Here is a 19,759-nt window from a genome sequence, read left to right as displayed (position 1 = left end):
GTGGGCTCTGTCGATTCCAGACGCGTCGGGTCCTCAGCCACCTGTTACCTCCATGATCCGATTCCAAACGATGTCGCCGTCGGGGTCGAGCCCCTCATCGACGGCCTGCTTGCGGGTCTCGAGCACTGCGGCGTAGTCGCGCGGCAGCACCTTGACGAACTCGGACAGGTCACCCGACGCCAGCAGGTCGGCGGCGACCGTCGAGCCCGTCTCGCCAGCGTGCCGCTCGAGCAGGTCGGTGACGATCTCCACGTCGGCGCTGTCGAGTTCCTCGAGCCGGAGCTCGCCGCTGCCCAGGGAGTCCTGGTTGACGTGCTCCGTCCGCAGGCCCCTGACGTACGCGGTGCCACCGGACATGCCGGCGCCGAGGTTCCGACCGGTCTCACCGAGGATGAGCGCGAGGCCACCCGTCATGTACTCGAGCGCGTGGTCACCGACGCCCTCGACGACCGCGGTCGCGCCGGAGTTCCTGACCAGGAAGCGCTCCCCCACGATGCCGCGGATGAACATGCTGCCCTGGGTGGCGCCGTAGCCGATGACGTTGCCGGCGATGACGTTCTCCGACGGCTCGAAGCCGCTCGACTCGGCCGGGCGCACGACGATGTCGCCACCGGAGAGACCCTTGCCGACGTAGTCGTTGCTGTCGCCGATGAGCCGCAGGGTGATGCCGGACGGCATGAACGCGCCGAGCGACTGCCCGGCGGACCCGCGCAGCGTGACGTCGATCGACCCGGCCGGCAGCCCGTTCTCACCGTGGCGCAGCGTGACCTCGTGGCCGAGCATGGTACCGACGGCGCGCTCGGTGTTGCGGATCGGGAGGTCGAGCGTGACGGACCCACCGTGCTCGAGCACGTCGGACGCCTTCTGGATGAGCTGCACGTCGAAGTGCTGCTCGAGCTCGTGGTCCTGCTCGCGGTGGTGCCGACGGGGTTCCTCCGCCTGGAACTCCGGCCCCTTGAGGACGGGTTCGAGGTCGAGGCCTGACGCCTTCCAGTGCTCGACGGCGCGGTCGACGTCGAGGACGTCGGTGTGCCCGATCGCCTCGTCGAGGCTGCGGAAGCCGAGTTCGGCGAGGAGCTCGCGGACTTCCTGGGCGATGAACTCGAAGAAGTTCACCACGAACTCTGGCTTGCCCGAGAACCGTTTGCGGAGCTCCGGGTTCTGCGTCGCGACGCCGACCGGGCACGTGTCGAGGTGGCAGACGCGCATCAGGATGCATCCCTCGACGACGAGCGGCGCGGTGGCGAAGCCGTACTCCTCCGCGCCGAGCAGCGCTGCGACGACGACGTCACGGCCGGTCTTCATCTGGCCGTCGACCTGCACCACCACGCGGTCGCGCATGCCGTTGAGCATGAGCGTCTGCTGGGTCTCGGCGAGACCGATCTCCCACGGGGTGCCTGCGTGCTTCAACGAGTTCAGCGGCGACGCACCGGTGCCACCGTCGTGGCCGGAGACGAGCACGACGTCGGCGAGGGCCTTCGTCACGCCGGCGGCCACCGCACCGATGCCGGACTGGCTCACGAGCTTGACGTGCACGCGTGCCGAGGGGTTGGCGCGCTTGACGTCGAAGATCAGCTGTTTGAGGTCCTCGATGGAGTAGATGTCGTGGTGCGGCGGCGGCGAGATGAGGCCGACACCGGCGGTGGCGTGCCGGGTGCGCGCCACCCACGGGTAGACCTTCTGCGGCGGCAGCTGCCCGCCCTCGCCGGGCTTCGCACCCTGGGCCATCTTCAGCTGGATGTCCGTGGCGTGCGTCAGGTACATGCTCGTGACGCCGAAGCGACCGGAGGCGACCTGCTTGATCGCGCTGCGGCGCTCGGGGTCGAGGAGCCGGTCGACGTCCTCGCCGCCCTCACCCGTGTTCGACCGGCCGCCGAGACGGTTCATCGCGATGGCGAGCGTCTCGTGGGCTTCCTTCGAGATGGAGCCGTAGGACATCGCGCCGGTGTTGAACCGCTTGACGATGGACTCGATCGACTCGACCTCTTCCAGCGGGACGGGCTTCCGCTCGCCGTGCTTGAAGCGGAACAGACCGCGGAGCGTCATGAGCTCCTCGGACTGGTCGTCGACCGCGCTCGAGTACTCCTTGAAGATGTCGTACCGCCGGGCACGGGTGGCGTGCTGCAGGCGGAACACCGTGTCCGGGTTGAACAGGTGCGGCGGGCCTTCGCGGCGCCACTGGTACTCGCCACCGGTCTGCAGGCGCTCGTGTGCGAGCACCGCGCCGTCCTGCGGGTACGCCTGACCGTGCCGCTCGGCGTTCTCCTTCGCGATCACGTCGATGTCGACGCCGCCGAGGATCGACGAGGTACCGGTGAAGTACTTGTCGACGAACTCCTGCGACAGCCCGACCGCCTCGAACGCCTGGGCGCCCGCGTAGCTCGACACCGTCGAGATGCCCATCTTCGACATGATCTTCAGGACGCCCTTACCGAGCGCCTTGATCACGTTCTTGACGGCCTGCTCGGGGGTGATCCCGCTGATCATGCCCTGGCGGACCAGGTTCTCGCATGTCTCCATCGCGAGGTACGGGTTGATCGCGGAGGCACCGTAGCCGATCAGGGTCGCGACGTGGTGGACCTCACGCACGTCGCCCGCCTCGACGATCAGGCCGACCTTCATGCGCTGCTCGGTGCGGATCAGGTGGTGGTGCACGGCCGCGAGCAGCAGCAGGCTCGGGATCGGCGCGCTCTCGGCGTTGCCGTCGCGGTCGGACAGCACGATGAACTGCTTGCCGGACTCGATGGCCTCGTCCACCTCGTCGCAGACGGCCTGGATGCGCTGCTCCATGGCCTGTTTGCCCGCGTCGACACGGTAGAGGCCCTTGATCGTCACGGTGAGGTGCCGACCGGACGCCGTCTCGAAGTGCTGGACCTTCGCGAGCTGGTCGTTGTCGATCACCGGGAAGTCGAGGACGATCTGCTTCGCGTGCTCCGGGCCGGCGTCGAGCAGGTTGCGCTCCGGGCCGAGGCCCATGCCCATCGAGGTGATGACCTGCTCGCGGATGGAGTCGAGCGGCGGGTTCGTCACCTGGGCGAACTGCTGGGTGAAGTAGTCGAAGAGGAGCCGCGGGCGCTGGGACAGCACGGCGATCGGTGTGTCGGAGCCCATCGCGCCGAGCGGTTCCGCACCGGCCTGCGCCATCGGACGCAGCAGGATCCGGACCTCTTCCTCGGTGTACCCGAAGGCGCGCTGTCGACGCGTGACGGAGGCAGGGGTGTGCACGATGTGCTCCCGCTCGGGCAGGTCGCGGAGGTTGATCCGGCCGGCCTCCAGCCACTCGCCCCACGGCCCTGAGGACGCCAGGCCCTGCTTGACCTCGTCGTCCTCGATGATGCGACCGGCCTCGGTGTCGACGAGGAACATCCGGCCGGGGCGCAGACGGCCCTTGCGGACGACCTTCGACGCGGGGACGTCGATCACGCCGGTCTCCGACCCCATCACGATGAGGCCGTCGTCGGTGACCAGGAACCGACCCGGACGCAGGCCGTTGCGGTCGAGCGTGGCGCCGACGAGCGAGCCGTCGGTGAACGTGATCGCGGCGGGGCCGTCCCACGGCTCCATGAGCATCGAGTGGTACTCGTAGAACGCCCGGAGCTCCGGGTCCATGTCGGCCTGGTTCTCCCACGCTTCTGGGACCATCATCGACACCGCGTGCGGGAGCGTCCGCCCGGTCAGGGTGAGCAGCTCGAGGGTCTCGTCGAAGGACGCGGAGTCGCTCGCGCCGGGGCTGACGATCGGCAGCAGCGGCGCCATGTCGCCGAGCAGCTCGCTCTCGAGCTGCGACTGGCGGGCGCGCATCCAGTTGCGGTTGCCGCGGACGGTGTTGATCTCGCCGTTGTGCGCCAGCGTGCGGAACGGTTGGGCGAGCGGCCAGGACGGGAACGTGTTCGTGGAGTACCGGGAGTGCACGATCGCGAGCTTCGACGCGAAGCGCTCGTCACTGAGGTCCGGGTAGAACGGCTCGAGCTGGAGCGTCGTGACCATGCCCTTGTAGACCATGGTCCGGCTCGACAGGGACATGAAGTAGACCTCCTGCTCGCGCTCGACGCGCTTGCGGAGACGGAAGGTCTGGCGGTCGAGGGCGATGCCGCTCCAGGCGGCGCCCTGCTCGTCGTGCCGCTCGGACGCCACGAACAGCTGCTCGAAGGCCGGCATCGCGGCTCGTGCGAGCGTCCCGAGGACGTCCGGACGCACCGGCACCACACGCCAGCCGAGGACCCGGAGGCCCTCCTCGGCAGCGTACGACTCGACGGCGGCCTTCACCGCGGCACGGTCGGCCTCGTCCACCGGCAGGTAGGCGGTACCGACGGCGTACTCGCCCGCGGCGGGCAGCTCGAACGGCGCCTCGTCGCGGAAGAACGCGTCGGGCACCTGGCAGAGGATGCCGGCGCCGTCTCCGGTGCCGGCGTCCGAACCGACGGCACCGCGGTGCTCGAGGTTGCGGAGCGCGCCGAGCGCGGCGTCCACGATGTCGTGTCCTGGCGTCCCGCGGAGCGTCGCGACCATCGCCAGGCCGCAGGCGTCCTTCTCGTTGGCGGGGTCGTACATCCCCGTTGCGTCCGGGATCGCGGAGAACCGCCGGTGCGCAGGGAGGAGCGCCGTGGCCCGGCCCGTTGCGGCCGGACGAGACGTGGACTGTGGTGGCAGGAGCGCCATGGGGAACCGTCCTCACGAGGAAGTGGAACAGGGACAGCGGTGGCCCGGCGGTGCGTGCCGCCCGTGTGGGCGGGACTGGTGCCCGTGCACGCCGTCAGCGAGTTGCCCTGCGGCGTGCGGAGGTGTTCTGGCCCGCTTGTGGTGGACCTGTTGCTGTGGTGGTGCGCGGCTTGTGTGGTGCGCCGAGCGGGTCGCTGCAGCGGACCCCTCAGGAACGGTCGGCTGCTGTGGCGACCGGTTCGGAGTCGGCGGCGAGGGGTGCGTCGTCCCCGTGCTCCGAGTAGGTGTCGTCCGAGTCTACATCCGAGTTCGCACGGGGCCCGCGACCGGGCAGGTACGGGCTCGGCTCCTTGCCGGTGTGCCGCTTCGACTGGATCCAGAAGATGATGAGGCCCAGCAGGATCGCCGCGAACGACGCCCAGACGTTCGTCCGGATGCCGAAGAAGGTCTCGGAGGTGTCGACGCGGATCGACTCGAGGAACGACCGGCCGAGGCCGTACCAGATCAGGTACAGCGCGAGCACGCGGCCCCACTGGAGGCTGAACCTGCGGTCGATCAGGATGATCACGACGAAGCCGAGGACGTTCCAGATGATCTCGTAGAGGAAGGTCGGGTGGAACAGCGTGCCCTCCGGCAGCCCGGTCGGGTAGGCCGCGTTGGACGACTCGATCTGCAGACCCCACGGCAGGCTTGTCGGCATGCCGAACAGCTCGTGGTTGAAGTAGTTGCCGAGCCGGCCGAACGCCTGTGCGAGCAGCATCGCGGGCGCGACGGCGTCGAGGAAGGCCGTGAACCGGAGCCCCACCTGACGGCAACCGATCCAGGCGCCGACCGAACCCAGGATGAGCGCCCCGAAGATCGCGAGGCCGCCTTCCCAGATGTAGAGGAAGGAGAGCGGATCGCGTCCGGGCCCGAAGTAGTCGCTGACGTGGGTGAACACGTGGAACAGGCGCCCGCCGATGATGCCGGCCGGCACCGCCCAGATCGCGATGTCGATGATGATCCAGCGCTCCACGCCGCGGGCGTTGAGCCGTCGGTTCGTGACGACGACGGCGGCGACGATGCCGAGCAGGATGCAGATCGCGTAGGCGTGGATCCGGAAGTCGAGGGGCAGCGACCACCCGAACGCGTCGCGCAGCCAAGCGGTCAGATCGAAGTACTGCCAGGCGGTGCTGGGGCTCGGGATGCTCAGGAGGGGCATGGAGGTGCTGTCGCCTTTCGGTGTGCGCCGCGGGCGTCGCAGTCGCGACGATCCCGGATCACTGTAGCGCGGGTGGCACGGTGGTCAGGACCCGGCGGCGGCTGTCTGTGGAAACCGTGATGCGGGTGGACGGGAGGCTCGGCGGACGTGAGCCGATCGGCTGACGTCCGCCGGGCCTCCCGTCCCGGTTCTCAGCGGCGCTGCGCGCCCGCTGTCAGCTCCGCGGCGCGCTGGCCGGCACCGGTGACACCGAGGTCGGCGAGGGCACGGACGAAGGCCGAGCCGACGATCGCACCGTCCGCGTAGTCGAGGACCTCGGCGACCTGGTCGGCCGTCGAGATGCCGAGCCCGACACACGTCCGGTCGACGCCGGCGTCGCGGAGTCGGGACACGACGGTGCGTGCCGCGGCGTCGACGCCGAGTCGTGCCCCGGTGACCCCCATTGTCGAGACGGCGTAGACGAACCCGCGGCTCGACTCGACGGCCTGGCGCATGCGCGCATCCGTCGACGACGGCGCGGCGAGGAACACCCGGTCGAGCCCGGTCCGCTCGGAAGCGGTGAGCCACTCGGTGCCCTCGTCGGGGATGAGGTCAGGGGTGATGAGTCCCGAGGCGCCGGCGGCCACCAGGTCGTCGGCGAACCGGTCCACCCCGTAGCGGAGCACCGGGTTCCAATACGTCATCACGAGCACGGGGATCCCGGCGCGCTCGGTGATCTCGTGCACGGCGTCGAACACCTGCGCCACGCGGAACCCGTTCGCGAGCGACTCCTCGGCCGCGCGCTGGATGACCGGGCCGTCCATCACCGGGTCGGAGTACGGCAGCCCGAGCTCGATGACGTCCACGCCGTTCTCGGCGAGGGCGACGGCGGCGTCGATGCTCGTCCGGACGTCCGGGAACCCGGCGGGCAGGTACCCGATCACGGCTCCTGCGCGGTCCGCGTTCGCCTGGTCGATCGTCGTCGCGACCGTGTTCGTGTTCGTCGTGCTCACAGCTGCACCGCGTTCTCGTCGAGGATGCCGAAGTACCGGCTGGCCGACGCGACGTCCTTGTCGCCGCGTCCGGACAGGTTCACCAGGATGACGCCCTCCGGGCCGAGCTCCTTGCCGAGCTTGATCGTCCCCGCCAGCGCGTGCGACGACTCGATCGCCGGGATGATGCCCTCGGTGCGGCTGAGCAGCCGGAAGGCCTCCATGGCCTCGGCGTCCGTGATCGGCTCGTACCGGGCACGGCCGATCGACGCCAGGTAGGCGTGCTCCGGGCCGACGCTCGGGTAGTCGAGGCCGGCGGAGATGCTGTGGCTCTCGATGGTCTGGCCGTCCTCGTCCTGCATGAGGTAGGACTTCGTCCCCTGCAGCACGCCCTCGCGGCCCAGGGTGATGCTGGCCGCGTGCCGACCGGTCTCGACGCCGTCGCCACCGGCCTCGAAGCCGTGCAGGCGGACCGACTCGTCGTCGAGGAACGCCTCGAAGATCCCCATCGCGTTCGACCCGCCACCGACGCACGCGGCGACGGCGTCGGGCAGGCGGCCGACCAGGTCGAGCACCTGCTGGCGTGCCTCGACACCGATCACCTTGTGGAACTCGCGCACCATCTCGGGGAACGGGTGCGGACCCGCGACCGTGCCGAGCAGGTAGTGCGTCGAGTCGACGTTCGCCACCCAGTCGCGGAGCGCGTCGTTGATCGCGTCCTTCAGCGTCTTCGAGCCGGTCTCGACCGGGATGACCTCGGCGCCGAGGAGCCGCATGCGGGCGACGTTGAGCGCCTGCCGGTCGGTGTCGACCGCGCCCATGTACACGACGCAGTCCATACCGAAGAGCGCGGCGGCCGTCGCCGTGGCGACACCGTGCTGACCGGCGCCGGTCTCGGCGATCAGGCGCGTCTTGCCGAGCCGCTTCGCGACGAGGGCCTGGCCGAGGACGTTGTTGATCTTGTGCGAACCGGTGTGGTTGAGGTCCTCGCGCTTGAGGATCACCCGGGCACCACCGGCGTGCTTCGCGAACCGCGGCACCTCGGTGATGATCGACGGGCGTCCGGTGTAGTCGCGCTGCAGGGCGTCGAGCTCCTCGTGGAAGGCCGGGTCCGCCCAGGCTTCGCGGAAGGCGGCTTCGAGTTCGTCGAGGGCCAGCACCAGGGACTCGGGGACGAAGCGTCCGCCGAAGTCGCCGAAGTACGGGCCGTGGAGGTCACGGAGTGAGGTCACGATGGTGCTCCCGGAACGTGTCCGGCACCTGGCCGGACGAAGGGTCAGGCGTCGATGAACGACGCGAGTGCAGCAGCGGGGTCGGTGCCCGTCACGAGCGCCTCCCCCACCAGGACGACGTCGGCACCCGCAGCGCGGTAGTGGGCGACGTCGGCGGGACCGGCGACGGCGGACTCGGCGACACGGACGACCCCGTCCGGGATCGCGCCGGCGAGGGAGCCGAACAGGTCGCGGTCCAGCGAGAAGTCCGTCAGGTCGCGGGCGTTCACCCCGAGGATGCGCGCGCCGGCGTCGAGCCCGCGCGCGACCTCGTCGGCGGAGTGGGCCTCCACCAGGACACGCATGCCGAGCTGCTCCGCGAGGTCGTGGAGCTCGACCAGCTGCTGCTGCTCGAGCGCCGCGACGATGAGCAGCACGATGTCCGCTCCGGAGGCACGGGCCTCGATCACCTGGTACGGATCGGCGATGAAGTCCTTGCGCAGGACCGGTACCGAGACGCGTGCCTTGACGGCTTCGAGGTCGGCCAGGCTGCCGAGGAACTTCCGCCCCTCGGTCAGGACGCTGATCGCCGAGGCGCCGCCACGCTCGTACTCGGCGGCGAGGGCAGCCGGGTCCGCGATGGGCGCCATCGAACCGCGCGACGGGCTCGCGCGCTTGACCTCGGCGAGGATCTTCACGCGGTCACCCGGTGCGAGGAACTCGAGCGCGTCGAGCGGCGATGCGACCCGGTCCAGGTCGCGTTCGACGTCCGCGAGGGGACGGTCGACGCGACGGGCCGCAGCGTCTTCGAGCGCGCCCGCGACGAGGGTCTCGAGCACGTTCGGCATGCCGGACCTACTCGTTGTGGTGCTTGGGGACGAACTTCGGACCGTTCACGCCGTAGCCGGCCTTGCCCATGACCCAGCCGACGATGAGGCCGACGACGAGCAGCGCGGCGGAGGCCCAGACACCCCACACGATGCTGAACCAGAAGCAGATCGTGCCGATCGCGAACGCCACCAGCATGATGATGACGGACGTCCAGGCTGCCGGCGAGTGGCCTTCGCCGAGTTCTGCGGGCTCAGTGGTGCTCACGGTGCTCCTCGTGGTCGGTGGCGCCGTCGGTCGAGCGGCGCGGTTCCCAGCCTACCGTGTCGGCGGTGTCCGTCCCGTCGCTCGGCGCAGAGCCGGACGTCGCGTCGACGGAGGTCGGGTCGACGCCTGCGCTCAGGTCGTCCCAGTCGACGACGGCGTCCCGTTCCACGGGCGCGGCCTTCGGTGTTGCGGAGGGCGTCGCGGCGTACTTCCGGCTCGGCCCCGGCCACGACCGCTGCACGACCAGGACCACCACGCCGAGCAGGACCGCGAGGACTCCCCCGACGATGCCGACGGCGGGCCACGCGGAGACGTCGACGCTCGTGACGACCCGGCGGACGGCTGACAGGTCACTCACGCCGGCGACCTCACCGATGGCCCCCCTCGCGGCGGCGACCGGATCGGCCAGCGCGTTGATGCCGGCGACGACGATCGCGACGCCGAGCAGGACCTCGATCACCGCGAGGACGACGCGGACGACGCGTCCGGCGATCGTCATGGCCAGGAACAGCGCGAGCGACGCGATCGCCAGCGCGGTGTACTGCGGCACCGCCTTCGAGCCGTCGGCGTCCACGGTGGTGGTCACGGCCGAGGCGGCGTCGAGGTGCACCGTGAACCACGTCTGGGTCCACGAGAGCATCACGATGCCGGCGACGGCCAACCCGATGACGACGACGAGCGGACGGGAGCGCTTCACGAGCGGACCTCCCGCATCTTGTTGGCGGTCGCGACGGCTCGGAGCGGTGCCGCTGCCTTGTTCACGGCCTCGGTGTGCTCGGTCTCGGGGTCGGAGTCGGCGACGAGCCCCGCTCCCGCCTGCACCCGGGCGACGCCGTCCTGGATCAGGGCGGTACGGATCGCGATGGCCAGGTCCGCGTCACCGGCGAAGTCGAAGTACCCGACGACCCCCGCGTACGCACCGCGCTTGGCCGGTTCGAGCTCGTCGATGATCTCGAGCGCGCGCGGCTTCGGGGCACCGGACAGCGTGCCGGCCGGGAACGTCGCACGGAACACGTCGATCGCCGACGCCTCCGGACGGACCGAGCCCTCGACGCTCGACACGAGGTGCATGATGTGGCTGAAGCGCTCCACGGTCATGAACTCGGTGACGGCGACGGTGCCCGGTTCGCAGACCTTCTGCAGGTCGTTGCGGGAGAGGTCGACGAGCATCAGGTGCTCCGCGCGCTCCTTCGGGTCCTCGAGCAGGTCCTCGCCGAAGCGCACGTCCTCTTCCGGGGTGGCGCCCCTCGGACGGGACCCGGCGATCGGGTGCGTGATGGCCCGGCCGCCCTGCACCTTGACCAGCGCCTCGGGCGAGGCGCCGACGATCCAGAACGGCTTGCCCGCGGTGTCCTCCATCGACAGGAAGTACATGTACGGGCTGGGGTTCAGCGTCCGGAGCACCCGGTAGACGTCGAGCGGCTCGGCCGTGACGTCGTGGTCGAACCGCTGCGAGATGACGACCTGGAACACGTCGCCGTCGCGGATGAAGTCCTTCGACCGGGTCACCGCAGCCATGTACTCGTCCGGCGTCGACCGGTGCCTGGGCGTCGGCTCGGCGATGTCGAACGCCTCGGCCACGGTCGCGACGGTCGGCTGGACCAGGTCGGCCTGCATCCGGTCGAGGCGCTCCTGCGCCGCGGCCCACAGCACGTCGGCGCCGTCGGTGCCGTCGTTGAGCGCGCTCGCGACCAGCAGGACGAGTCCGGTGCGGTGGTCGAGCGCCGCGAGCTCTGAGACGAAGGCGAGCGACTGCCCCGGGACGTCGAAGTCGGCCTGCGGGACGTTCGGCAGGTGCTCGAGCTGCCGCACGGCCTCCCAACCGATGAACCCGACCGTGCCGCCGACGAGCGGCGGCGTGCCGGGGACGCGCGGGGTCGCCCAGCGCTCGTGGAGCCGTGCGAGCACGTCGAGCGGCGCACCGTCGAGGGACCCCACGGCGCGTTCGGCGCTCATGCCGGTGTCGATCCACGCCGCACGGTCGCCGTCCTGGGTCAGGACGCCGAAGCTCCGCACGCCGACGAACGACCACCGCGACCACAGGCCGCCCTGGCCGGCCGACTCGAGCAGGAACGACCCGGGACGGCCGTCCGCGAGCTTCCGGTAGACACCGACCGGCGTCTCGCTGTCGCCGTAGAGCGCGCGCACCACGGGGACGACGCGGTGGCCGTCCGCCACCAGGCCGTCGAACTCCGGACGGGAGGTCGTGTGCGGCTGCTCGGCGAGCGTCGCGGTGGTCATCGGGTCTCCTCCACTGCCGTGGTCACCGGAGCGGACGCCGTCACCGGCTCCAGGGGGTCGACGTCGAAGCACCGGTGCGCACCGGTGTGGCATGCGGCACCGACCTGCTGCACGGTGACGAGGAGCGTGTCGGCGTCGCAGTCGAACGCCGCCGCCCGGACGTACTGGGCGTGACCGGAGGTGTCTCCCTTGCGCCAGTACTCCTGCCGCGAGCGGGACCAGAAGGTCACCCGCCCCTCGGTCAGGGTGCGGCGGAGGGCTTCCCGGTCCATGTAGCCGAGCATGAGGACGTCCTTGCTGGATTCCTCTTGCACGACTGCCGGGAGCAGCCCGTCCGCACCGAAGCGTGCGCGGTCGAGGACCGCGTCCGTGCTGGTGCTGGTGCTGTCGGTCATGAGGCTCCTAGCGTACGGCGTGCCCGGTCCCCCGCAGCGCGTCCTTGACGTCCCCGATGGTCATCTCCCCGCGGTGGAACACACTCGCGGCGAGGACCGCGTCCGCGCCGGCGTCGACGGCCGGGGCGAAGTGGTCGAGGCTGCCGGCTCCGCCGGAGGCGATCACGGGCACCGACGACACTGCACGGACCGCGGCGGTCAGCTCGAGGTCGAACCCGTTCTTCGTGCCGTCGGCGTCGATCGAGTTGACGAGCAGCTCTCCCGCGCCACGCTCGACGGCTTCCCGCGCCCAGTCGATCGCATCGAGGTCCGACTCGGTGCGGCCGCCGTGGGTCGTCACGACGAACCCGGAGGGCATCCGGTCCGACCGCTTCACGTCGAGCGACAGGACGACGGCCTGCGCGCCGAACCGGTCCGCGATCTCGCCGACGAGGTCGGGCCGGGCGATGGCGGCGCTGTTCACGCCGATCTTGTCCGCGCCGCACTGCTGGAGTCGTGACACGTCGTCGACGCTCCGGACGCCACCGCCGACCGTGAGCGGGATGAAGACCTGCTCGGCGGTGCGCGTGACGGTCTCGTACATCGTGGACCGGTTCTCGATGGTCGCGCCGACGTCCAGGAACGTCAGCTCGTCCGCACCCTGCTCGTAGTAGCGCGCCGCGAGCTCGACGGGGTCGCCGGCGTCCTGCAGGTCGAGGAAGTTCACGCCCTTCACGACGCGTCCACCGGACACGTCGAGGCACGGGATCACGCGGACCGCGACCCCGCCGCGGGGGCCGCCCACGCCTCCGGTCGCCGCGGTCACAGTCGTGCCGCGTGGATCGGGCTGACCAGGATGGCGCGTGCGCCGAGGTCGTAGAGGGCGTCCATGATCAGGTTCGCGTCGTCGCGCGGGATCATCACGCGGACGGCAGCCCAGTCGCGTCCGTGCAGCGGCGAGACCGTCGGCGACTCGATGCCCGACGCGATCGCCGTCGCCTGCTCGAGCAGTTCGGTGGGGATGTCGTAGTCGAGCATCACGTAGCCGCGGGCGACGAGGACGCCCTGCAGCCGACGGCGGAGCACGTCGATGCCCGCGATCGTCTCGTCCGTGGTGATGAGGAGCGCGGTCGACTCGAGGATCACCGGTCCGAAGATCTCGAGCCCGGCCTGCCGGAGGGTGCTGCCGGTCGAGACGACGTCCGCGACGGCATCGGCCACACCGAGGCGCACGGCGCTCTCCACGGCACCGTCCAGCTTGACGAGGGTCGCGGTGACGCCGTGCTTCGCGAGGAACTCCCCGACGAGCCCCGGGTAGCTCGTGGCGACCCGGACGCCGTCGAGGTCCTGCAGGGCCGCGAACCGACCGGGCGTGCCGGCGAAGCGGAACGTGGAGTCGGCGAAGCCGAGCGCATCGACCTCGTGCGCGGTCGACCCGGAGTCGAGGAGCAGGTCGCGGCCGGTGATCCCGACGTCGAGCGCGCCGGACCCGACGTACGTGGCGATGTCCCGCGGCCGCAGGAAGAAGAACTCCACCCCGTTGCGGTCGTCGACGAGGTGGAGCGCCTTCGGGTCACGGCGACCGGCGTACCCGGCCTCCCGCAGCATCTCGGAGGCGGTCTCGGAGAGTGAGCCCTTGTTGGGCACGGCGATGCGGAGCATCAGGGGGTCTGCTTTCTGGTGGAGGGTCTGATGACGGTTCTGGAGGCGAGGCCTACAGATGTCGCCAGACGTCCGCCGGGGTGAGGCCCTTCGCGACCATCAGCACCTGCAGGTGGTAGACGAGCTGGGAGATCTCCTCGGCCGTGCGGACGTCGCCCTCGTACTCGGCGGCCATCCAGACCTCTGCGGCCTCTTCCACGATCTTCTTGCCGATCTGGTGCACTCCGGCGTCCAGTTCGGCGACGGTGCCGGAGCCCTCGGGGCGCGTGGCGGCCTTCTCGGTCAGCTCCGCGAACAGGTCGTCGAACGTCTTCACGCTCCCAGGCTACCGTCCTGCGAGCGCACGTTGCGCCGCGTCGCGGAGGTCGGCGATGCGCGATGCGGGCTCGCCGCCGTAGACGGCCGAGCCGGCGACGAGGGTGTCCGCGCCGCTCTGCACCGCCTGGGGCACGGTGTCGACGGCGATGCCGCCGTCGACCTCGAGCCAGACGTCGAGCCCGGAGGCGTCGACCGCTGCCCGTGCGTCGGCGAGCTTCGGCATGACCTCCGGCATGAACGACTGCCCACCAAACCCGGGCTCCACCGTCATGAGCAGGATCATGTCGTACGCGTCGAGGTGTTCCAGCACGGGCGCGATCGGGGTCCCCGGCTTCACCGCGACCGCCGCGCGGGCGCCGTTCGACCGGATGGCCGCCGCGGTCGCGACCGGGTCGGTGGCCGCCTCGAAGTGGAACGTGACGCTCGCGGCACCCGTCTCGGCGTACTGCGGGGCCTGAGTGTCGGCGTCGGTGATCATCAGGTGCACGTCCAGCGGCACCGGCGACACCTGCTGCAGGCGCTGCACGATCGGCAGCCCGAGCGTCAGGTTCGGCACGAAGTGGTTGTCCATCACGTCGACGTGCACCATGTCGGCGGTCGCGATGCGGTGGAGCTCACGCTCGAGGTTCGCGAAGTCGGCGGACAGGATGCTCGGCGAGATACGGATCGTCACCCCACGAGCCTACCGGCGCACGTAGGCTGCAGATCGTGACCGATGATCAGATCCGCACGGACGCGGAGTCGATCCGCGTGCGGGTCGAGTTCGCCGAGGACCGTGGCGTGCCGTTGCGCGAGACGATCGCTGCGCTCGAGGACGTGCACGAGGCGGTCGACCTCGCATTCTTCCTCGCGCACGGCGATGCCCGCCGGTGGGAGCGCGGCGGAGGCCGGGGGCAGGTGCGGCTCGACGAGCTGGACCACGGCACGCCGGTCTCGATGGACCTCCGCTTGGTCATGTCCGGCGGCCTCGGGCTGACCCACCCCGAGGTCCAAGAAGGGGTGACCGCCGTCGAGGCGGTGCTGCGCGCGGCATGGTCGAGCACGGCCGCGGCCGGCGCAACGACCGTCGACGACGCCGAGAAGCACGTCCTGGAGGCGATGGAGCGAGTCGCGTACGAGGCTCGTGGAACCGACCTGGCCTGGCGCATCCGCGAGGCGGAGGACCACCGCGCTCCGACCTCCGACGGCGACCAGGGCAAGGGCGCCCGATTCGTGCGAGCCGCGGCCCGACTGGTGACGAAGCCGGCCTTCGTCTTCCGCGTCGACCGCTGACCGCGTCGTCAGGACGCTCGTCGGAACAGCGCGATGAACATCGCGTCCGTACCGATGCGGTGCGGCCAGAGCTGCGCCGTCATGCCGTCGGGGACCTGCGGGTCACGCGCGGCCACCGACCGCACGACCGACGCCGTGTCGACCTGCTCGAGCACCCCGCCGTGCCGTGCCATCAGCGCGTCGACCTGCCCACGGGTCTCCGCCAGGTGCGGCGAGCACGTCACGTACGCCAGGGTCCCGCCGGGTGCCAGCACCCGGACCGCCGCGTCGAGCAGCTCGGCCTGCAGCGCCGCGAGCTCCTGCACGTCCTCCGGCACCTTGCGCCAGCGCGCCTCCGGCCGCCGCCGCAACGCGCCGAGTCCGGTGCACGGCGCATCGAGGAGCACGCGGTCGAACATCACGCCGGAGCCGTCGAGCCCGTACCGCCGGCCGTCTCCCTCGACGACGGCGACCGTGTCCCCGAACCCCGCGAGGGCCTGTTTCACGAGTCCGACACGCGCCGGCACGAGTTCGTTGGCCACGAGCGTCGCGCCGCCCTGCGCGGCCTCGGCGGCGAGCAGCGCGGCCTTGCCGCCTGGGCCGGCGCACAGGTCGAGCCAGCGCTCCCCCGCGCGGACCGCCGACGCTCGGCTCAGTGCCAGCGCGGCGAGCTGCGAGCCCTCGTCCTGCACCCGCAGTCGCCCGGCCGCGACCCCTGGCACGCGGGCGGGATCGCCGGTGACGCCACGGATCCCGACGGGCGACACCGGCAGGGCGTCCGCGTCCGTCACGACCTCGGACACCGGCACGGGAGGCTCGGCACCGTCCGCGTCGTCGGCCTCCGGTTCGTCCGTGGCCGGTTCCACCGCGGTGGTCGCGGTGGCGAGGTCGTCCTCCGTCGCGAGACCGGGCAGCGCAGCGAGCTGCACACGGGGGGCGACGTCGTCCGCCGCGAGCAACGCCACGAGTTCGTCGCGGGAGCGCTCGGCGGCGAGGGCGTCGCGGAGCGCCGACACGACCCAGGTCGGGTGCGACCACCTGGTCGCGAGGAGGGCGTCCCCGGACAGCCCGCGGGTGATCTCGGCGTCCCACTCGTCCGGCGTCTTCGCGGCGACCTTGCGCAGGACGGCGTTCACGAAGCCCGTGGCACGGCGGGCACCGACCTCGCGGGCGAGCTCGACCGTCGCGGACACCGCGGCGTGCACCGGGGTGCGCATCGCGAGGAGCTGGTGGACACCGAGGCGCATGACGTCGAGCACGTCCGCCTCGATGTTCGCGACCCGCCGTGCTGAAGCCGCTTCCACGATGGCGTCGTACCGGCCGATCATCCGGATCGTGCCGTACGTCAGCTCGGTGGCGAACCCGGCGTCGCGAGCGGAGAGCGCGGCTCGACGGATGCGGGTCGGGAGGAGCAGGTTCGCGTACGCGTCGTCGACCTGCACGGCGCGGATGACGTCGAACGCGACGCGACGTGCACTCGGTCCGCGGACGGTGCGCGCCGGCTGCTGGTGCTGCTGGTGGGGGCTCATGCGAGGGTCTTCCCGTCGAGTTCGCCGAGGCCGCGGGCCCAAGCGGCGGCGTCCATCGCCTTCTTGCCCGCCGGCTGCACCTCGGTGAGCACCAGCGGACCGTCACCGGTCCCGACGAACAGCCGACCGCCCTGGACGGCCAACGCGCCGGGGGCGAGCGACGGGGCGGGGTCTCCCGAGCCTCCCGACCGTGCCACGCGGAGCAGCTTGACGCGCGTCTCCCCCAGGTGCGCGAACGCTCCTGGTTCCGGCGTCACGCCGCGGATGCGGGCCTGCACGGCGGAGGCGGGCTCGGCGAAGTCGATCCGGCCGTCCTCGATGGTGGTCTTCGGGGCGACGGTCGGCTCGCCGACCTGCTCGGTGGCGGTGGCGGTCCCGGCGGCGATGCCGTCGACGACGCGGGCGACGACCTCTGCGCCCGTCTCCGCCATCGCGGCGAGGACCTCGCCCGACGTGGCCTCCGGTCCGATGACGAAGGGTTCGGCGGCGAAGACCGGCCCGGCGTCGAGCGCCTCGACGAGCTGGAACACGGTCGCGGCGGTCGTCGTGTCCCCCGCCATGACGGCACGCTGCACGGGGGCCGCGCCGCGGTACGCCGGCAGGTCGGAGAAGTGCAGGTTGATCCAGCCGTGCCGCGGCGCGTCGAGCGCCGGACGGCGGAGCAGCGCGCCGTAGGCGACGATGACGCCGAGGTCGACGTCGAGGCCGACGAGCTGCCGGGTGACGTCGTCGTCGACGCGGGACGCCTCGATGACGGGGAGGCCGAGCTCCTCGGCGACCCGCGCCACCGGGGTCGGGGTGAGCACGCGCTTCCGGCCCTGCGGCGTCGGCGGACGCGTCAGCACCGCGGCGATCTCGTGGTCGGAGGCCGCGAGCCGGCGGAGGGTGGGGACGGCCGCAGCGGGGCTGCCGGCGACGACGAGACGCATGGGTTCGATCCTCCCATGCCTCAGGTCGTCGTCGCCGCGTCCCGCGACTCGGTGAACGCCTGCACGCACGCCTCGATCTGCTCCTCGGTGTGCGCGGCGGAGAGCTGCACGCGAATGCGGGCACGCCCCTTCGGCACCACGGGGTAGCTGAACGCGGTGACGTAGACTCCTCTGCTCTGCATCTCGTCGGCGATCCGTGCCGTCAGGGCCGCGTCGTGGAACATGACCGGCACGATCGGGTGCTCACCGGGGAGCAGGTCGAACCCGGCGTCGGTCATCCGCGTCCGGAACAGCTCGGCGTTCCGCACCAGGCGGGCCCTGGCGTCGTCGGAGCGTTCGATCAGGTCCAGCGCCGCCACCGTCCCCGCTGCGATGACCGGCGCGAGCGAGTTCGAGAAGAGGTAGGGACGGGAGCGCTGCCGGAGCAGGTCGACGATCTCCTTCCTGCTCGACACGTACCCGCCGGACGCGCCGCCGAGTGCCTTGCCGAAGGTGCCGGTGTAGACGTCGACCCGGTCCGTGACCCCGCAGTGCTCCGGCGTTCCGCGACCGTGCTCCCCGATGAAGCCGACGGCGTGCGAGTCGTCCACGATGACCAGGGCGTCGTAGCGGTCCGCGAGGTCGCAGATCTCCGCGAGCGGTGCGATGAAGCCGTCCATCGAGAACACGCCGTCCGTGACGATCGCCCGGAAGCGCGCGTCCCCCGCGGCGACGAGCTGCGCCTCGAGGTCCTGCATGTCCCGGTTCCGGTAGCGGTAGCGCTGCGCCTTGCAGAGTCGGACGCCGTCGATGATCGAGGCGTGGTTCAGCTCGTCGGAGATGATCGCGTCCTCGGGACCGAGCAGCACCTCGAACAGCCCGCCGTTCGCGTCGAAGCACGACGAGTACAGGATCGTCGCCTCGGTGCCGAGGAACGACGACACCCGGCGTTCGAGGTCGAGGTGCAGGTCCTGCGTCCCGCAGATGAACCGGACGCTCGCCATCCCGTAGCCCCAGCGGTCGAGCGCGTCCTTCGCGGCGCCGACCAGGTCCGTCGAGTCGGCGAGCCCGAGGTAGTTGTTCGCGCAGAAGTTGAGGAGCTCGCGCCCGTCCGCGTCGATCGCGGCGCGCTGGGGACCAGCGATCCCCCGTTCGTGCTTGGTGAGGCCAGCCTCCTCGATGCCCGCGAGTTCGCTCGCCAGGTGGTCCTTGATCGCGCCGTACATCAGTGCTCCGTCCAGTCGATGACGACCTTGCCGCCGTCTGCGGTCGCTGCCGCGTCGAATGCCTGCTCCCACGCGCTCGCGGGGAACCGTGCCGTCACGAGTGAGCCGATGCGGTCCCGCAGCACCGTGCTCGTCTGCAGCATCGAGCTCATGGCCTGCCAGGTCTCGAACATCTCGCGGCCGTAGATGCCCTTCACGGTGAGCATGTGCGTCACGACGAGTCCCCAGTCGACGGCGATCGTGCTCGACGGCAGGCCGAGCATCGCGATCCGACCGCCGTGGTTCATGTTCGCGACCATCGAGGGCAGTGCGTCCGGCGCTCCGGACATCTCGAAGCCGACGTCGAACCCCTCGCGCATGCCGAGGTCGTGCTGCGCCGCTCGGATCGCCTCGGCACCGCCGGCCCGGACGTCGACCGCGGCGTCGGCGCCCATCTCCGTCGCCATCGCCAGGCGGTTCGCGCTGACGTCGGTCCCCACCACGAACCGGGCTCCGGCGTGGCGGGCGACCGCGATCGCCATGAGGCCGATCGGTCCGCACCCCGTCACGAGCACGTCCTCGCCGATGACCGGGAAGGCCAGCGCGGTGTGCACGGCGTTCCCGAGCGGGTCGAACAGCGCGCCGACCTCCGGCTCGATCGTCTCGTGGTGGACCCAGACGTTCGCGCCGGGGAGCGTCAGGTACTCGGCGAAGGCGCCGTCCCGCTGCACGCCGAGCCCCTTCGTGCGGATGCACATCTGACGGCGACCGGCGCGGCAGTTCCGGCAGGTGCCGCACACGATGTGCCCCTCGCCGGAGACCTGGTCCCCGACCGAGACGTCCCGGACGGCGGCGCCCACCTCGACGACCTCGCCGAAGAACTCGTGCCCGGGGACCAGCGGCGCGGTGACGGCGGAGGCTGCCCAGTCGTCCCATCGTCTGATGTGCAGGTCGGTGCCGCAGATGCCGGTCCGGAGCACCCGGATCAGGACCTCGTCCTCGGTGGGGACCGGCACGGGACGGTCGACCATGACCAGTCCCGGGGCGGCATCGGGCTTGTACAGCGCTCGCATGGCGTTCACCTCGTCGTGAATGTCGTCTGGCGGCGACTCGTGGTCACCACCCTCCACCCTG

The 19,759-nt window shown here is 71.1% G+C and carries 18 protein-coding genes; 1 reads left to right on the top strand and 17 read right to left on the bottom strand.

The window, feature by feature from the left end:
- Positions 1-33: 33 nt before the first annotated feature.
- From gltB to rpe, 13 genes are all read right to left on the bottom strand, one after another.
- Positions 34-4,551, bottom strand: coding sequence for a glutamate synthase large subunit (gene gltB, locus ACEN9V_RS01350; protein WP_413601828.1), 4,518 nt, complete (start codon positions 4,549-4,551; stop codon positions 34-36).
- Positions 4,552-4,867: 316 nt separating this feature from the next.
- Positions 4,868-5,860, bottom strand: coding sequence for a prolipoprotein diacylglyceryl transferase (gene lgt, locus ACEN9V_RS01345; RefSeq protein ID WP_413601827.1), 993 nt, complete (start codon positions 5,858-5,860; stop codon positions 4,868-4,870).
- A 191-nt stretch (positions 5,861-6,051) separates the two neighbouring features.
- Entirely contained in the window at positions 6,052-6,852 is an 801-nt protein-coding gene (gene trpA / locus ACEN9V_RS01340) for a tryptophan synthase subunit alpha (RefSeq protein WP_413601826.1), read from the bottom strand.
- Complete coding sequence (gene trpB, locus ACEN9V_RS01335; RefSeq protein ID WP_413601825.1) at positions 6,849-8,063, bottom strand: tryptophan synthase subunit beta; 1,215 nt, start codon at positions 8,061-8,063, stop codon at positions 6,849-6,851. The genes trpA and trpB overlap by 4 nt, the downstream gene beginning before the upstream one ends.
- A 44-nt stretch (positions 8,064-8,107) precedes the next feature.
- A complete protein-coding gene (trpC, locus tag ACEN9V_RS01330) occupies positions 8,108-8,881 on the bottom strand; it encodes an indole-3-glycerol phosphate synthase TrpC (protein WP_413603024.1) in 774 nt (257 codons plus the stop codon).
- Between the two features lie 16 nt (positions 8,882-8,897).
- Positions 8,898-9,137 (bottom strand): DUF6704 family protein, encoded by a 240-nt coding sequence (locus tag ACEN9V_RS01325; protein WP_413601824.1) that lies wholly within the window; start codon positions 9,135-9,137, stop codon positions 8,898-8,900.
- On the bottom strand, positions 9,124-9,834 hold the full coding sequence (locus ACEN9V_RS01320; RefSeq protein ID WP_413601823.1) for a Trp biosynthesis-associated membrane protein: 711 nt from the start codon (positions 9,832-9,834) through the stop codon (positions 9,124-9,126). The genes ACEN9V_RS01325 and ACEN9V_RS01320 overlap by 14 nt, the downstream gene beginning before the upstream one ends.
- Positions 9,831-11,378 (bottom strand): anthranilate synthase component I, encoded by a 1,548-nt coding sequence (locus ACEN9V_RS01315; RefSeq protein ID WP_413601822.1) that lies wholly within the window; start codon positions 11,376-11,378, stop codon positions 9,831-9,833. The genes ACEN9V_RS01320 and ACEN9V_RS01315 overlap by 4 nt, the downstream gene beginning before the upstream one ends.
- On the bottom strand, positions 11,375-11,773 hold the full coding sequence (gene hisI, locus ACEN9V_RS01310; RefSeq protein ID WP_281264683.1) for a phosphoribosyl-AMP cyclohydrolase: 399 nt from the start codon (positions 11,771-11,773) through the stop codon (positions 11,375-11,377). Before hisI ends, ACEN9V_RS01315 begins: the two co-directional genes overlap by 4 nt.
- A gap of 7 nt (positions 11,774-11,780) precedes the next feature.
- Positions 11,781-12,578: an imidazole glycerol phosphate synthase subunit HisF gene (hisF, locus tag ACEN9V_RS01305; protein WP_413601821.1), complete on the bottom strand. Its 798-nt coding sequence runs from the start codon at positions 12,576-12,578 to the stop codon at positions 11,781-11,783.
- Positions 12,575-13,414, bottom strand: coding sequence for an ATP phosphoribosyltransferase (gene hisG, locus ACEN9V_RS01300; RefSeq protein ID WP_413601820.1), 840 nt, complete (start codon positions 13,412-13,414; stop codon positions 12,575-12,577). Before hisG ends, hisF begins: the two co-directional genes overlap by 4 nt.
- 52 nt (positions 13,415-13,466) lie before the next feature.
- Positions 13,467-13,730 carry a phosphoribosyl-ATP diphosphatase gene (locus ACEN9V_RS01295; RefSeq protein WP_281264686.1) on the bottom strand — a complete coding sequence of 88 codons (264 nt, stop codon included), beginning with the start codon at positions 13,728-13,730 and terminating at the stop codon, positions 13,467-13,469.
- A gap of 9 nt (positions 13,731-13,739) precedes the next feature.
- Complete coding sequence (gene rpe / locus ACEN9V_RS01290) at positions 13,740-14,405, bottom strand: ribulose-phosphate 3-epimerase (RefSeq protein ID WP_413601819.1); 666 nt, start codon at positions 14,403-14,405, stop codon at positions 13,740-13,742.
- A gap of 35 nt (positions 14,406-14,440) precedes the next feature.
- On the opposite strand from rpe, the gene ACEN9V_RS01285 reads away from it, so the two are divergent.
- Positions 14,441-15,004 (top strand): hypothetical protein, encoded by a 564-nt coding sequence (locus ACEN9V_RS01285; RefSeq protein ID WP_413601818.1) that lies wholly within the window; start codon positions 14,441-14,443, stop codon positions 15,002-15,004.
- 8 nt (positions 15,005-15,012) lie between these two features.
- Here the strand turns inward: ACEN9V_RS01285 and ACEN9V_RS01280 are convergent, their stop codons facing one another.
- The 4 genes from ACEN9V_RS01280 to tdh are packed head-to-tail and all read right to left on the bottom strand — an operon-like array spanning position 15,013 to position 19,698.
- Positions 15,013-16,512: an RsmB/NOP family class I SAM-dependent RNA methyltransferase gene (locus ACEN9V_RS01280; protein ID WP_413601817.1), complete on the bottom strand. Its 1,500-nt coding sequence runs from the start codon at positions 16,510-16,512 to the stop codon at positions 15,013-15,015.
- Positions 16,509-17,441 (bottom strand): methionyl-tRNA formyltransferase, encoded by a 933-nt coding sequence (fmt, locus tag ACEN9V_RS01275; protein WP_413601816.1) that lies wholly within the window; start codon positions 17,439-17,441, stop codon positions 16,509-16,511. The genes ACEN9V_RS01280 and fmt overlap by 4 nt, the downstream gene beginning before the upstream one ends.
- Positions 17,442-17,461: 20 nt before the next feature.
- Positions 17,462-18,646, bottom strand: a complete 1,185-nt coding sequence (locus ACEN9V_RS01270; protein WP_413601815.1) for a glycine C-acetyltransferase — start codon at positions 18,644-18,646, stop codon at positions 17,462-17,464.
- On the bottom strand, positions 18,646-19,698 hold the full coding sequence (gene tdh / locus ACEN9V_RS01265) for an L-threonine 3-dehydrogenase (RefSeq protein ID WP_413601814.1): 1,053 nt from the start codon (positions 19,696-19,698) through the stop codon (positions 18,646-18,648). The genes ACEN9V_RS01270 and tdh overlap by 1 nt, the downstream gene beginning before the upstream one ends.
- Positions 19,699-19,759: the final 61 nt, after the last annotated feature.

The sequence above is a fragment of the Curtobacterium sp. Curtsp57 genome, from assembly GCF_047324335.1.
Lineage (GTDB): Bacteria > Actinomycetota > Actinomycetes > Actinomycetales > Microbacteriaceae > Curtobacterium.
This window is presented reverse-complemented; position numbering and strand designations above follow the sequence as displayed.

Excerpts from the sequence above, each read along its gene's own strand:
- gltB (WP_413601828.1), bottom strand. The coding sequence starts at position 4,551 with ATGTACGACCCCGCCAACGAGAAGGACGCCTGCGGCCTGGCGATGGTC.
- lgt (WP_413601827.1), bottom strand. The coding sequence starts at position 5,860 with ATGCCCCTCCTGAGCATCCCGAGCCCCAGCACCGCCTGGCAGTACTTC.
- ACEN9V_RS01315 (WP_413601822.1), bottom strand. The coding sequence starts at position 11,378 with ATGACCACCGCGACGCTCGCCGAGCAGCCGCACACGACCTCCCGTCCG.
- hisI (WP_281264683.1), bottom strand. The coding sequence starts at position 11,773 with ATGACCGACAGCACCAGCACCAGCACGGACGCGGTCCTCGACCGCGCA.
- hisG (WP_413601820.1), bottom strand. The coding sequence starts at position 13,414 with ATGCTCCGCATCGCCGTGCCCAACAAGGGCTCACTCTCCGAGACCGCC.
- ACEN9V_RS01280 (WP_413601817.1), bottom strand. The coding sequence starts at position 16,512 with ATGAGCCCCCACCAGCAGCACCAGCAGCCGGCGCGCACCGTCCGCGGA.
- fmt (WP_413601816.1), bottom strand. The coding sequence starts at position 17,441 with ATGCGTCTCGTCGTCGCCGGCAGCCCCGCTGCGGCCGTCCCCACCCTC.
- ACEN9V_RS01270 (WP_413601815.1), bottom strand. The coding sequence starts at position 18,646 with ATGTACGGCGCGATCAAGGACCACCTGGCGAGCGAACTCGCGGGCATC.
- tdh (WP_413601814.1), bottom strand. The coding sequence starts at position 19,698 with ATGCGAGCGCTGTACAAGCCCGATGCCGCCCCGGGACTGGTCATGGTC.